General features: G+C 57.5%; 16 protein-coding genes. 8 read left to right on the top strand and 8 right to left on the bottom strand.

Features of this window, described 5'->3' with window-relative positions; genetic code table 11:
* The 3 genes from AC1DSG_RS20840 to AC1DSG_RS20830 all read left to right on the top strand — a co-directional run.
* A partial coding sequence (locus AC1DSG_RS20840) for a hypothetical protein (protein WP_477792573.1) occupies window positions 1-212 on the top strand: 212 nt, incomplete at its 5' end.
* An 84-nt stretch (window positions 213-296) separates the two neighbouring features.
* Entirely contained in the window at window positions 297-716 is a 420-nt protein-coding gene (locus tag AC1DSG_RS20835) for an organic hydroperoxide resistance protein (protein ID WP_477792572.1), read from the top strand.
* A gap of 33 nt (window positions 717-749) precedes the next feature.
* On the top strand, window positions 750-1766 hold the full coding sequence (locus tag AC1DSG_RS20830) for an alpha/beta hydrolase (protein ID WP_477792571.1): 1017 nt from the start codon (window positions 750-752) through the stop codon (window positions 1764-1766).
* A gap of 183 nt (window positions 1767-1949) precedes the next feature.
* On the opposite strand, the gene AC1DSG_RS20825 is transcribed toward AC1DSG_RS20830, so the two are convergent.
* Entirely contained in the window at window positions 1950-2519 is a 570-nt protein-coding gene (locus AC1DSG_RS20825) for an elongation factor P (protein ID WP_007908599.1), read from the bottom strand.
* Window positions 2520-2567: 48 nt separating this feature from the next.
* A complete protein-coding gene (gene earP, locus AC1DSG_RS20820) occupies window positions 2568-3725 on the bottom strand; it encodes an elongation factor P maturation arginine rhamnosyltransferase EarP (protein ID WP_477792570.1) in 1158 nt (385 codons plus the stop codon).
* Between the two features lie 124 nt (window positions 3726-3849).
* Here earP and AC1DSG_RS20815 point away from each other — a divergent pair, with 124 nt between their 5' ends.
* Together AC1DSG_RS20815 and AC1DSG_RS20810 are read left to right on the top strand one after the other, a co-directional pair.
* Window positions 3850-4266 (top strand): hypothetical protein, encoded by a 417-nt coding sequence (locus AC1DSG_RS20815; protein WP_477792569.1) that lies wholly within the window; start codon window positions 3850-3852, stop codon window positions 4264-4266.
* Between the two features lie 2 nt (window positions 4267-4268).
* A complete protein-coding gene (locus AC1DSG_RS20810; protein ID WP_477792568.1) occupies window positions 4269-4751 on the top strand; it encodes a GreA/GreB family elongation factor in 483 nt (160 codons plus the stop codon).
* Between the two features lie 167 nt (window positions 4752-4918).
* Here the strand turns inward: AC1DSG_RS20810 and cysB are convergent, their stop codons facing one another.
* The 5 genes from cysB to AC1DSG_RS20785 all read right to left on the bottom strand — a co-directional run bounded on the left by cysB (window position 4919) and on the right by AC1DSG_RS20785 (window position 8876).
* A complete protein-coding gene (cysB, locus tag AC1DSG_RS20805; RefSeq protein ID WP_007943628.1) occupies window positions 4919-5893 on the bottom strand; it encodes an HTH-type transcriptional regulator CysB in 975 nt (324 codons plus the stop codon).
* Between the two features lie 113 nt (window positions 5894-6006).
* Window positions 6007-6510 carry a universal stress protein gene (locus AC1DSG_RS20800; RefSeq protein ID WP_477792567.1) on the bottom strand — a complete coding sequence of 168 codons (504 nt, stop codon included), beginning with the start codon at window positions 6508-6510 and terminating at the stop codon, window positions 6007-6009.
* A gap of 95 nt (window positions 6511-6605) precedes the next feature.
* Window positions 6606-7511, bottom strand: coding sequence for a 5'-nucleotidase (locus AC1DSG_RS20795; RefSeq protein ID WP_452625505.1), 906 nt, complete (start codon window positions 7509-7511; stop codon window positions 6606-6608).
* Between the two features lie 25 nt (window positions 7512-7536).
* Window positions 7537-8493, bottom strand: coding sequence for a putative 2-dehydropantoate 2-reductase (locus AC1DSG_RS20790; protein WP_477792566.1), 957 nt, complete (start codon window positions 8491-8493; stop codon window positions 7537-7539).
* Window positions 8490-8876: a thioredoxin family protein gene (locus AC1DSG_RS20785; RefSeq protein WP_477792565.1), complete on the bottom strand. Its 387-nt coding sequence runs from the start codon at window positions 8874-8876 to the stop codon at window positions 8490-8492. Before AC1DSG_RS20785 ends, AC1DSG_RS20790 begins: the two co-directional genes overlap by 4 nt.
* On the opposite strand from AC1DSG_RS20785, the gene AC1DSG_RS20780 reads away from it, so the two are divergent.
* The gene (locus AC1DSG_RS20780; protein ID WP_477792564.1) at window positions 8875-9318 is read left to right on the top strand and encodes a PilZ domain-containing protein; all 444 of its coding nucleotides are present in this window, start codon (window positions 8875-8877) and stop codon (window positions 9316-9318) included. The genes AC1DSG_RS20785 and AC1DSG_RS20780 overlap by 2 nt on opposite strands.
* 128 nt (window positions 9319-9446) lie before the next feature.
* Window positions 9447-10523, top strand: coding sequence for a 3-deoxy-7-phosphoheptulonate synthase (locus tag AC1DSG_RS20775; RefSeq protein WP_477792563.1), 1077 nt, complete (start codon window positions 9447-9449; stop codon window positions 10521-10523).
* A gap of 65 nt (window positions 10524-10588) precedes the next feature.
* Here AC1DSG_RS20775 and AC1DSG_RS20770 read toward each other — a convergent pair whose 3' ends face one another.
* Window positions 10589-10870 carry a GNAT family N-acetyltransferase gene (locus AC1DSG_RS20770; RefSeq protein WP_007943621.1) on the bottom strand — a complete coding sequence of 94 codons (282 nt, stop codon included), beginning with the start codon at window positions 10868-10870 and terminating at the stop codon, window positions 10589-10591.
* A gap of 641 nt (window positions 10871-11511) precedes the next feature.
* On the opposite strand from AC1DSG_RS20770, the gene AC1DSG_RS20765 reads away from it, so the two are divergent.
* Entirely contained in the window at window positions 11512-11763 is a 252-nt protein-coding gene (locus AC1DSG_RS20765; protein ID WP_477792562.1) for an Lpp/OprI family alanine-zipper lipoprotein, read from the top strand.
* Window positions 11764-11837: the final 74 nt, after the last annotated feature.

Below are 11837 nucleotides of genomic sequence, written 5' to 3'. Positions count from 1 at the left end.
GTGTCAGTCAACCATTTTTCCGTCTGTCACACCGCTATCGCGAGCAGGCTCGCTCCCACATTTGTTTTGCTGTGTGCTTTCGGCCTCGTTCGCCCCTCCCCCGAAAAATTTTCAGTCCTGAAAATCCCGCTTCAACCGCTCTAGCTCAACCCATCACATCACCCACCCGAATTTCAGGCAAAGCTTTTTCAAAAATTTATCTTGCGCGCTAACTATTTGCGCGCTACATTCACCTCGCACTTACTTAGCGCGCAAATATTTAGCGCAAAACACCTAAACTAAATGAGGCTCACACCATGCAAACTCTCTACACCGCAATCGCAACTTCCACCGGTGGCCGTGATGGTCGTGCTGTTTCCAGTGACAACATCCTCGACGTCAAACTCGCCACCCCGAAAGAACTCGGTGGTGCGGGCGGTGCAGCAACCAACCCTGAGCAACTGTTCGCAGCCGGTTACTCTGCCTGCTTCATCGGCGCCCTGAAATTCGTCGCCARCCAGACCAAGCGCTCCATCCCCAACGACGCCTCGATCACCGCGCATGTCGGCATCGGCCAAATCCCTGGCGGTTTCGGTCTGGACATCGACCTGCACATCAGCCTGCCAGGCCTTGAACAAGCCGACGCGCAAACCCTGGTCGACGCCGCCCACCAGGTCTGCCCGTACTCCAACGCCACCCGTGGCAACGTCGATGTGCGCCTGCACGTCACCGTCTAACTGCTGATCACTAGGCCCGAACAGGAAACGCACATGAACACTTTCAGCAAAGTCTTGACCGGCACCCTTCTCGCCCTGTCCATTGGCAACGCGTTCGCCGGCGACGGTGTTGAACACAACACCCAGGCATTTCTCGACGCTCTGAATGCCGGCACCGGCAAGCCGTTGGAACAGCTTTCCCCCAAAGACGCCCGCGCCGTATTGGTGGGTGCGCAAGCCGGAGTGAAACTGACGCTGCCAAAAGTTGATGTCAGCGAGAAGACCATTCGAGTCGATGGCCAGCCGCTCAGCCTGACCATCGTCCGGCCGGCCGGGGTCAAGGGCGAACTGCCAGTGTTCATGTTTTTCCACGGGGGTGGCTGGGTATTGGGCGACTTCCCGACCCACGAGCGATTGGTTCGTGACCTGGTGGTGGGTTCGGGGGCGGCGGCTGTGTTCGTCAATTACACCCCGTCGCCGGAAGCGCATTACCCGGTGGCGATCAACCAGGCGTATGCGGCGACCCAATGGGTGGCCGAGCACGGTAAAGAGATCAACGTTGATGGCAAACGTCTGGCCGTGGCCGGCAATAGTGTCGGTGGCAACATGGCGGCAGTCGTTGCGCTGATGGCCAAAGACAAGGGTACGCCGGCGATCAAGTTCCAGGTGCTGTTGTGGCCGGTGACGGATGCGAACTTCGAAACGGCGTCTTACAACCAGTTTGCCGAGGGGCACTTCCTCACCAAAAACATGATGAAGTGGTTCTGGGACAACTACACCACCGATGCCAATCAGCGTAACGAGATCTACGCCTCACCACTGCGGGCAACCACCGCCCAACTGAAGGGCTTGCCACCCGCGCTGGTGCAGACGGCGGGCGCTGACGTTCTGCGCGATGAGGGTGAAGCCTATGCGCGCAAGCTCGATGAGGCCGGGGTACCGGTGACGGCGGTTCGCTACAACGGCATGATCCACGATTATGGTTTGCTCAACGTGGTGAGCCAGGTGCCAGCGGTGCGTTCGGCGATGCTGCAAGCTTCTGAGGAACTGAAACAACACTTGAAGAAATAACGCAGTTCAAATGTGGGAGCGAGCTTGCTCGCGAAGGCGATACTTCAGTCAACATTTTTGTCGACTGACACACCGCTTTCGCGAGCAAGCCCGCTCCCACAGGGGATTTGCATCGTTCGCACGTTACGCAGGCACAAAAAAGCCCGACTCAATGGTCGGGCTTTTTCATTACTCAAGCAGTGCTTATTTAGCACGGCCTTTGTAGGAACCGCCTTCGCGGGTATCGATCTCGATCTTGTCACCGATTTCGATGAAGTCAGCAACCTGCAGCTCAGTACCGTTGGCCAGCTTGGCAGGCTTCATCACCTTGCCGGAAGTGTCGCCGCGAGCCGAACCTTCGGTGTAGTCAACTACGCGCACGATAGTGGTCGGCAGTTCTACGGAAACCAGACGCTCTTCGAAGAAGATCGCTTCGCAAACATCGGTCATGCCTTCTTCAACGAAAGGCAGAACGGCTTCGATGTCTTCAGCGTTCAGCTCGTACATGGTGTAGTCAGTGGTGTCCATGAACGTGTAGGTGTCGCCGCTGATGAAGGACAGGGTCGCTTCTTTGCGGTCGAGGATTACGTCGTCCAGTTTGTCGTCGGCGCTGTAAACGATCTCGGTCTTGTAACCGGTCAGCAGGTTTTTCAGCTTGGTCTTCATGATCGCGCTGTTACGACCGGATTTGGTGAATTCAGCTTTCTGAACCAGCCAAGGATCGTTTTCGAGACGGATCACGGTACCGGGTTTCAGTTCTTTACCAGTTTTCATTGCGAATATCCGAATTTGGATGGGATTTACAAAAATCTAGGCCGCGTATCATATCCAATTTACATAAAACTGTACCAGCGCCGCGGCAAGATCGGCCTGCAAGGCTTGTTCCAGACACCACGCCTCGGCGTGTTTTTGCAGCTCCGGCCAGTGTTTGCGGGCCGTGCGCCAGTGGTCGGACATATCATGCCCGGCATTCCATGCATGCCAAAGACCGCTGATCGCCTGGCTGGCAGGCCCGGACAGGCCTTTTGTATACAGCGCGAGGAACGCATCGAGCTTGTCCAGATGGATGTCTTCCTCCTGCTGATAGATGTGCCAGAGCATTGGCCGGCCCGCCCATTGGGCGCGGACAAATGAATCTTCACCGCGCACGGCGTTGAAATCGCAGCACCAGAGCAACTGATCGTATTGATCCTGTCGGACGAACGGCAGCACTTGGACGGTCAAGCCGTCACGGACATGCCGCGCCCCCGCGGCTAATTCTTCAACGCCGAGCCAACGCTCGACATCGCCGAGAATCCGCCCTTCGGGCACCAGCACATGCGTGGGCGTCGAATCGGCGGCCAGCACATCCAGCCAACTCGACAAGCCAGCATTCTCATAGGCAAACAGCGAGATCAATTGCGCATTCGGGGCAGGATCAATGCCCAACCCTTGAAGGAATGTTCGCTGAGCCTCGGGACTTTGCTGAAACTGCCGACGTCGCTCCAGCAATCCGCTCTCACGCAACAAACCACCGGTGCCCCTCTGGAACCCCGGGAAGAAGAAGTACTTCTGCACCGTTTTGTATTTGACCGACGGCAATCCGTGACAGCCGACTACCCAGTCCTCGGCGCTCAAGTAATCAAGGTTCATCCACAGCGGCGGTTGCTCCCGCGCGGCCATGGCGTCCATGTAGGCACTCGGCAACTGGCAGGCGAACGCGGCGATCACCACGTCCGCCGCTTCGGTGGCCAGCCACTCGGTTGGCCATTGGCGCACTTCAACACCGGCATGCCATTGCTGCGCGGCATGGATATCAATCTGGGGACACAGCCGCTCGAAGGCGCGCAGGTCATCGACCCACAAACGTATGTCAATGGCGTGCTCGGCCACCAGTTGTCGAGCCAGTCGCCAGGTCACGCCGATGTCGCCAAAGTTATCGACAACGGTGCAAAAAATATCCCAGCGCCAGCGGCTTTTCACTTGAGGCAGTTCAGGCATTCCAGGTTCCCGTTGGCAAAGGCGCCGATTGTCCGCATAAATTACCTCGTGCAGAAGAGCCGACGGCGATTAATCTTCGTGCGACAATCGCCACATGCCTGAAACCATCCGCCAGGAGGCAACCATGTCCGACCGTCCCAACCCGCACCACCCATTGCCCTTCCAGCTCAACGCCATGCAACTGACCGGCAGCATTGCCCTCGGTGTGTGGCTGGGATTTCTCGCTATCGCACTGACCTGCTGGCTCGCCTCTGTGCTGTTTTTCAAAGAGCAATTGGCACCGGTGGCGGCCGCCGTGGAGCAACTGGCCAAGCCGCCGGTGGTTGAGGTGGAGCAGCCGCGGCCTGATATTCCAGCGCAGAGCCCGATATTCGAACAGTACGAAGAGAACCTGCGCAAGAACGAGCAGCAGGTAGGAATGGATCAGGCCCGTAGCAGCAGCCGCAACCAGTCCAATCCAAAATGCCAGTTCTGGCTGCAGCAGGACCACACGGCGCCGAGCGAAAAAAGCCGCGCCAATGTCCTGCAATTCTGCGATTGATCATGAACAAACAGACCGTCCACCAATTGATTCTCGACAAGCTGCGGATCGATCTCGACATCGCCGAGCGTGCCGCGCAAACCGCTTACGAAACCGCGACCCACGAAGAAAACATTGCCGAAAACAAGTACGACACCCTGGGGCTGGAGGCCTCCTATCTGGCGGCCGGACAGGCCAGGCGGGTGGAAGAGATCAGGCAGTCACTGACGCTGTGCCAGAATCTGACTATGCGGCCTTATGACGATCAGCGCGGCATTGAAGTCGGTGCATTGCTAGGCCTGGAAGACGAAAAGGGCCGCGAGCAATGGCTGTTTCTGGCCCCCGATGCAGCCGGCCTGAAGGTCGATCTGGTGGGGCAATGGATTACCGTCATCACCCCGCGCTCGCCGCTAGGCAAAAGCCTGCTGGGCAAGTTCGAAGGGGATGAAGTGGAGATTCTGGTGGCGGGCACTCGGCAACAGTTTTCTGTTACCGAGGTGATCTAGAACAAGGTGTCCTGCCTCACGAATACGTTCCTCTTTTGACGAGTGGTTGTTGTCGTCATGCAAGGCGCCGCGACGAGTCATAGCCCGCTATGGCGAGAAGCGGCAACGCAGCATGACGGCAACAGACGCGGTCAAAAAGGAACAGTATTTGCGAGGCAGGACACCCATTAGTGCACCGGCAGTTCGACGCCGTCGAACAGCTCTTCCAGTTCCTGCTTGTTGTGGCACTGAATGGCTTTGGCCATGACTTCGCGGGTCAGGTGCGGGGCAAACTTCTCGATGAAGTCGCACATGAAACCACGCAGGAAGGTGCCGCGACGGAAGCCGATTTTGGTAATGCTGGACTCGAACAGCTCGCTGGCATCGAGCACCACCAGGTCGCTATCGAGTTTGGCGTCGACCGCCATTTTCGCCACGATACCCACGCCCAGGCCCAGACGAACGTAGGTTTTGATCACGTCGGCGTCGGCGGCGGTGAACACCACTTTAGGCGTCAGGCCGCGATGGCTGAACGCTTCGTCGAGCTTCGAACGACCGGTGAAACCGAATACGTAAGTCACGATCGGGTATTCGGCCAGGGCTTCGAGGGTCAGCGTCGACAGTTTGGTCAGCGGGTGCCCTTGAGGCACGACTACGCAACGGTTCCAGCGGTAGCACGGCATCATCACCAGGTCGCCGAACAACTCCAGCGCTTCAGTGGCAATGGCGAAATCCACGGTGCCATCAGCGGCCATTTCAGCGATTTGCATCGGCGAACCCTGGTGCATGTGCAGGGCAACGTCCGGGTATTGCTTGATGAAATTGCTGATCACCGGTGGCAACGCATAACGTGCCTGGGTATGCGTGGTGGCGATCGACAGGGTGCCCTTTTTCTCGTTTGAGAATTCCTGGGCGATCTGCTTGATGCTTTCAACCTTGCGCAGAATCTCGCCGGCGGTGGTGATGATGCGCTCGCCGGCCGGGGTGACGCGTGTCAGGTGCTTGCCGCTGCGGGCGAAAACCTCGACCCCCAATTCGTCTTCCAGCAGACGGATCTGCTTACTGATACCCGGTTGCGAGGTGTAAAGGCTTTGGGCAGTAGCGGAAACGTTGAGGTCGTGGTGCGCCACTTCCCAGATGTAGCGCAATTGTTGAAGCTTCATATGAATCCCTCAAAGCAGGTAGACGCCACGGGCATCAGCGACGGTATATAACTATATTAATGGTTTGAAGAATAAATCTAGAACTTTTTTATCGAATTGCTACTAATTGTATTCTAGCGATCACCCTGCCGGCGCCGCTCAACCAGCGGCACCAGATAGACCGGCACCCGAGACAGCTGCAACACGCGTGCTGCTGTCCTGCCCAAAGGCGTTTCCGCGCCGGCACCGTGGCTATGACTCCCTACGATCAACAAATCCACGGAGAGTTTCTCCGCCTGGTCGAGAATCACCTGCGACGGATCGCCCTGAAGCACCCTCACCGCTTTAATCCGCGCCAGGTCCTGCTCCCCTTCTCCCCCCAGCTCTTCACGAAAGCTGTCGAGCACCCGCTGCTCGATATTGGCAATCACCGTGCTCAGGCCCTGACTGTGAAACTCGTTCAACGCCTGCTCATCGAGGTAACTCTGAAGCACCGATTCGGCAAACAACCCCATGGGCTCAACCGCGTGCACCACATACAAGTCGGCATTGAATGTCCGCGCCAGGGCCAAGGCGTGCTGCATCACCAACGGTGCATATAGGCCAAGGTCAGTGGCATACAGCATCGACTGAATCATAGGATCTCCTCGCAAGCCAACATGGCGGAGATTTGATTCAGCTTAGCAGTGCCTTGGCGAATACGACGCTTTGCGTAACGCATTGAACGGCGGGCTTAAACCTTTTGCTCGTTGCTTATGCCGTGCGGTACGTGGCCGGTAGCGACGACTTCGCGGGCCAACTCGCAATGGCCGGCCTGATCGTCGAAAAACACGTCGGCGGCAAACGCTTCGAGAAAGGCGGATTTGGTCAGGCCACCGAGAAACAGCGATTCGTCCAGACGAATATCCCATTCACGCAACGTACGAATCACTCGCTCATGGGCCGGCGCCGAACGCGCTGTCACCAACGCCGTACGGATCGGGCAGTCGTCGTCGGGAAACTCACGCTGCAACAGGTTGAGGGCGGCGAGGAAGCCCTTGAACGGCCCTCCGCGCAACGGCTCGCGGGCGGCCTCACGCTCGCTGGCCTGAAACGCTTCCAGGCCACCGGATTGGTAGACCCGCTCCGATTCGTCGGAAAACAGCACCGCATCACCGTCGAAGGCAATCCGCAATTCATCACTGGCCGCGCGGCTGGCACCGCCAGACAGAATGGTCGCCGCCGCGAAACCGGCGTCCAGTGCACTGCGCACATCGTCGGCATGCGTCGACAAAAACAGGTCACAGCCAAAGGCCTTGAGATACGGATAGGGACTGCGCCCGCCGACAAACGCCGCACGGGAAATCGCCAGCCCATAGTGGTGAATCGAGTTAAACACCCGCAGGCCGGTATCAGCGCTGTTGCGCGACACCAGGATCACTTCGACCCGCGCTCGACCGAGGCGGGTATTGAGGTTCAGGAGTTTCTGCACCAGCGGGAAGGCATCACCGGGTTCGAGGATTTCGTCTTCGTGCTCAATCTGATATTGCCGGTAGGCTTCGACGCCGCTCGACAGATACACCTTGTGGCTTTCGCTCAGGTCGAACAGTGCTCGCGAAGAAATCGCCAGCACCAGTTTGTCGTCGATAGTCTTTGCCATGCTCTTCCCCCTCAGGTAGATCGGCTTACCTGTTGCGTCGATCGATGAAACCCAGACTGCGATACAACGCTTCAATCAGCGGCAATTGGCATCCCGCCGCTTTGGCCGCCGCCAAGGGCCGCGCATAAATCGCGGCCAATTCCAGCGGACGCTTGTACAGGAAATCGTGGTACATGCTCGGCCAGTAGTCCGGCATTCTTTCAGTCATCATGAACAGATGGTCGGCATAACCGGCCGGTATGTCGTGACCGCAGGCGATCGCCCCCTGAACGACTTCGGCCATCAATGCCTTGATCAATTCCCGGCTGTCAGCGTCGGCCATCAATGGTGTGGTGCTTGCCCCCAGCAGAACCGACAGACCGTTGTACGGGACATTCCAGACCAGTTTTTGCCAACGCGCCTGGTGCAGATCCAGCATGGCCTGCGAATCGATACCGGCGCTGTGGAATAACCCGGCGCCTTCCTCAACAATCGCCATGCGCGCCTGCTCATCAGCAGCGAGGCCACTGTGATAGCCGATGTTGACCGCGCCGAGCGCCTGATGGGTAATTTCCCCGGGACCAGTGCGATGGACGCAGATAAAACACAGCCCGCCCAGCAGGTGCAACGAATCGGGGAGCAACTCGCGCAGACTGTCTTCAACGTCCAGGCCATTTTGCAATACCAGCACTTTGGCGTTCGGTGCGGCCGCCTGAATGATGGCGGGCGCCAGGTCCGCATTGCTGGTGGTTTTGGCGCCGACCAGCAACCAGTCGCAGGCGGGCATGTCTTCAGCGCACGAATAAGCCTGAACCGGGTTCAGCGTCAACGCACCATGCACCGCGCTGTCGAGTTGCAACCCGCGCTCGGCCACCGCTGAAAATTCACTGCGCAGCAAGAAGTGCACATCGAAGCCGGCACGCGCCAGCATCATCCCGTAGAACCCGCCGATTGCGCCGGTTCCGATTATGCCGATTGTCGGCTTGGTGACTGTGCCCATCATGGCAACTCCTCTGCTGTTCTTATCAGCGCCCGACCGATCGCTTCATTGAGCTCGATGCCGGTCAGACGCGAGTTTAGTACCCCGAAAAACTCACCGTTGCGCACCAAAAACAGCGCCGGCAAATGAAAGACCTGATAACGCTCGACGAGCCCGCCATTGTTCCCGGCATCGATCCAGCACAGCCGATCAACCGTCAGATCGAGCCTGGGCAATTGTTCACGGGCAAATCGGCAACTGGCACAGCCGACACTGGTGAAAATCACCAGGGATACACCGCTCATTGCCAGCAGCCGTTGGTCGGCATCGAAATCGGTCAGTTCCAATTCGACCACTATACTTCGGGAATCAATGTCAGATGGCCGACACAGGGAGTCCGTGTTCATGGGACGTTTTATTCCTCATCCTGACGATGTGCCCGTCGAATTAACGTTACTGAAACATGAGTGCATCTCGCGCCAGCGCTTGCACACTATCAGCCTCGGGGGCATGGCTTGCAATTATCACCGGGCCTGGCGCCATGGTACTGCGCTGGAAGTGCGCATGCCGACCTTGAACCCCGACATGCGTTATCTGGGCTACGTAGCCTGGTGTCTGCGGCGTAAACACGGCTATCTGGTGGGCATTGCCTTTGTGGACGAACAGATGCTGTTCAGTGCCCGGATGAGCGAGCAGGTATGCCAGATCGAACGCTACTGTCGCCTGCACGACGCGCACGAAGACTTGCAGGATATTCAGGCGCTGGCCCTCGAATGGGTCCAGGAGCATGCCGACGAGTTCTCTCACGACACGGTGCGAAAGGCATTTGCACAGGCTGTGCCGGATTAAACAGGCGTGTGCCCATTGTCGAGCAGGCGCGTAACGCGCTAAGGTTCGGGTCCCCGACGCGCTTAATTTGCTGTGCTCCGCCGCGCGGGTTCGCTGGCGGCCGGCACCCGTGACCTGACGAGTAAACGATGGCTGATTTACCGATCAACGACCTAAACGTCGCCTCCAACGAGACGCTGATCACTCCTGATCAGCTCAAGCGTGATATCCCTCTGAGCGACGCCGCCCTGCGCACCGTCACCAAGGGCCGCGAAGTCATTCGCAATATCCTGGATGGCACCGACCACCGCCTGTTCGTCGTCATCGGGCCTTGCTCGATCCACGACATCAAGGCTGCCCACGAATACGCCGATCGCCTGAAGGTTCTCGCCGCCGAAGTGGCCGATACCCTGTATCTGGTCATGCGCGTGTATTTCGAGAAGCCACGCACCACCGTCGGCTGGAAAGGCTTGATCAACGACCCGTATCTGGACGACTCGTTCAAGATCCAGGACGGTCTGCATATTGGTCGTCAATTGTTGCTGGACCTGGCCGAGATGGGCCTGCCGACCGCGACCGAAGCCCTCGACCCGATCTCCCCGCAGTATCTGCAGGACCTGATCAGCTGGTCGGCCATCGGTGCGCGTACCACCGAATCCCAGACTCACCGCGAAATGGCTTCCGGCCTGTCCTCGGCAGTCGGCTTCAAGAACGGTACCGACGGCGGCCTGACAGTGGCGATCAACGCCCTGCAATCGGTTTCCAGCCCGCACCGTTTCCTGGGCATCAACCAGGAAGGTGGCGTGTCGATAGTCACCACCAAAGGCAACGCTTACGGCCACGTGGTACTGCGCGGCGGCAACGGCAAGCCGAACTATGACTCGGTCAGCGTCGCGCTCTGCGAGCAAGCGCTGAACAAGGCGAAGATCAAGCCGAACATCATGGTCGATTGCAGCCACGCCAACTCCAACAAGGACCCGGCCCTGCAACCGCTGGTGATGGAGAACGTTGCCAACCAGATTCTGGAAGGCAACCAGTCGATCATCGGCTTGATGGTCGAGAGTCACCTGAACTGGGGCTCCCAGGCCATCCCGAAAGACCTCGCCGACCTGCAATACGGCGTGTCGATCACCGACGCCTGCATCGATTGGTCCGCCACCGAAAACACCTTGCGCAGCATGCATGCCAAGCTCAAGGACGTGCTGCCAAAACGCGATCGCACCTGATCACCGTTTAGCGCACACAAAAACGCCAGGCTTAAACCTGGCGTTTTTTTATGCGTTCGTTTTGGTCACAGCTTGGCGGCGTGCCGCTGGTGACGTTCCATGTAGCGCTCGACGTAAGAGCACGATGGAATGACGGTGTAACCCATTTCGTCAGCGTACTCCAGCGCCTTCTCGGTCAAGGCGGCGGCAATGCCGCGACCACGCAATGCGTTGGGCACAAAGGTGCGATAGATATCCAGGGTCTGTTTCCCCAGATCCATATAGGTCAGGTAGGCACGATGACCGTCCACAGTGGTCTCGAACTGATGACCAGCCTGGTCATGGTGGATGGACAACGCCTCGCTCATCACTACTCCTCGCGGGTCTTGAAATCTGACCGCTACCTTACCGATGTTTTTCCGGCGAAGGAACATCTACGCCACCCCGTGCCTGAATGGACACCGAGAAGAACTGCACCGATCTCGCGCAACCGAACACGTAACAAATAGTAGGCACCATTGGCAGAAATGCTCAAGGTACGCTCGTCATCATGCTCAGCCAGCGGGTGCTGCTCCAGGGTACGCAGGGACGGCTCGACCGACGGTCTTTGCGGGTCGATAGCCTGAACATTGCCGGATGTTGAGACATAAGACGAACCCGTTCTCTTAAAGTCACCTCTACATGGATAAAGATTATGAGAGCGGCTGTGCAAAATTCGAACAAAAGTATGAACGAATTCATTTAGCCAGACTTTAGCCAAGACTGGAAAAAACGCCGTGAGTGCGCGGAACTTTTCCTCGCCGGCTCGCTCATCTCGGGCCTCGTAGCTGGATATTTTTTAAACAATGCAGTTAAAAGTTGCTCGAAAAAGAATCAACGCCTACAATTTTTTTTGCTTAGTGCTTTACGTCAGTTTACTTACGAGTAGTAATGAGTAGTATGTACGCCGGCTATTTCCTCACTCTGAGGAGACAGCTAAATTAATAGAAAGTCCTTGAAGGGGAACACGATGAACAACGTTCTGAAATTCTCTGCTCTGGCCYTCGCCGCAGTTCTGGCTACCGGTTGCAGCAGCACATCGAAAGAAACCGAAGCACGTCTGACCGCTACTGAAGACGCAGCTGCTCGCTCCCAAGCTCGTGCAGACGAAGCTTACCGTAAAGCTGATGAAGCTCTGGCTGCTGCTCAAAAAGCACAACAGACTGCTGACGAAGCTAACGAGCGTGCTCTGCGTATGCTGGACAAAGCTAGCCGCAAGTAATAATCCCTCGGGATTATTATCAAGCCGACCCATTTTATGGGTCGGCTTTTTATTGCCTGATGCTTTCCTTCCGG

The sequence above is a fragment of the Pseudomonas sp. P5_A12 genome (assembly GCF_056400685.1).
This window is presented reverse-complemented; position numbering and strand designations above follow the sequence as displayed.

Excerpts from the sequence above, each read along its gene's own strand:
- AC1DSG_RS20830 (WP_477792571.1), top strand. The coding sequence starts at position 750 with ATGAACACTTTCAGCAAAGTCTTGACCGGCACCCTTCTCGCCCTGTCC.
- AC1DSG_RS20825 (WP_007908599.1), bottom strand. The coding sequence starts at position 2,519 with ATGAAAACTGGTAAAGAACTGAAACCCGGTACCGTGATCCGTCTCGAA.
- earP (WP_477792570.1), bottom strand. The coding sequence starts at position 3,725 with ATGCCTGAACTGCCTCAAGTGAAAAGCCGCTGGCGCTGGGATATTTTT.
- AC1DSG_RS20815 (WP_477792569.1), top strand. The coding sequence starts at position 3,850 with ATGTCCGACCGTCCCAACCCGCACCACCCATTGCCCTTCCAGCTCAAC.
- AC1DSG_RS20810 (WP_477792568.1), top strand. The coding sequence starts at position 4,269 with ATGAACAAACAGACCGTCCACCAATTGATTCTCGACAAGCTGCGGATC.
- cysB (WP_007943628.1), bottom strand. The coding sequence starts at position 5,893 with ATGAAGCTTCAACAATTGCGCTACATCTGGGAAGTGGCGCACCACGAC.
- AC1DSG_RS20800 (WP_477792567.1), bottom strand. The coding sequence starts at position 6,510 with ATGATTCAGTCGATGCTGTATGCCACTGACCTTGGCCTATATGCACCG.
- AC1DSG_RS20795 (WP_452625505.1), bottom strand. The coding sequence starts at position 7,511 with ATGGCAAAGACTATCGACGACAAACTGGTGCTGGCGATTTCTTCGCGA.
- AC1DSG_RS20790 (WP_477792566.1), bottom strand. The coding sequence starts at position 8,493 with ATGATGGGCACAGTCACCAAGCCGACAATCGGCATAATCGGAACCGGC.
- AC1DSG_RS20780 (WP_477792564.1), top strand. The coding sequence starts at position 8,875 with ATGGGACGTTTTATTCCTCATCCTGACGATGTGCCCGTCGAATTAACG.
- AC1DSG_RS20785 (WP_477792565.1), bottom strand. The coding sequence starts at position 8,876 with ATGAACACGGACTCCCTGTGTCGGCCATCTGACATTGATTCCCGAAGT.
- AC1DSG_RS20775 (WP_477792563.1), top strand. The coding sequence starts at position 9,447 with ATGGCTGATTTACCGATCAACGACCTAAACGTCGCCTCCAACGAGACG.
- AC1DSG_RS20770 (WP_007943621.1), bottom strand. The coding sequence starts at position 10,870 with ATGAGCGAGGCGTTGTCCATCCACCATGACCAGGCTGGTCATCAGTTC.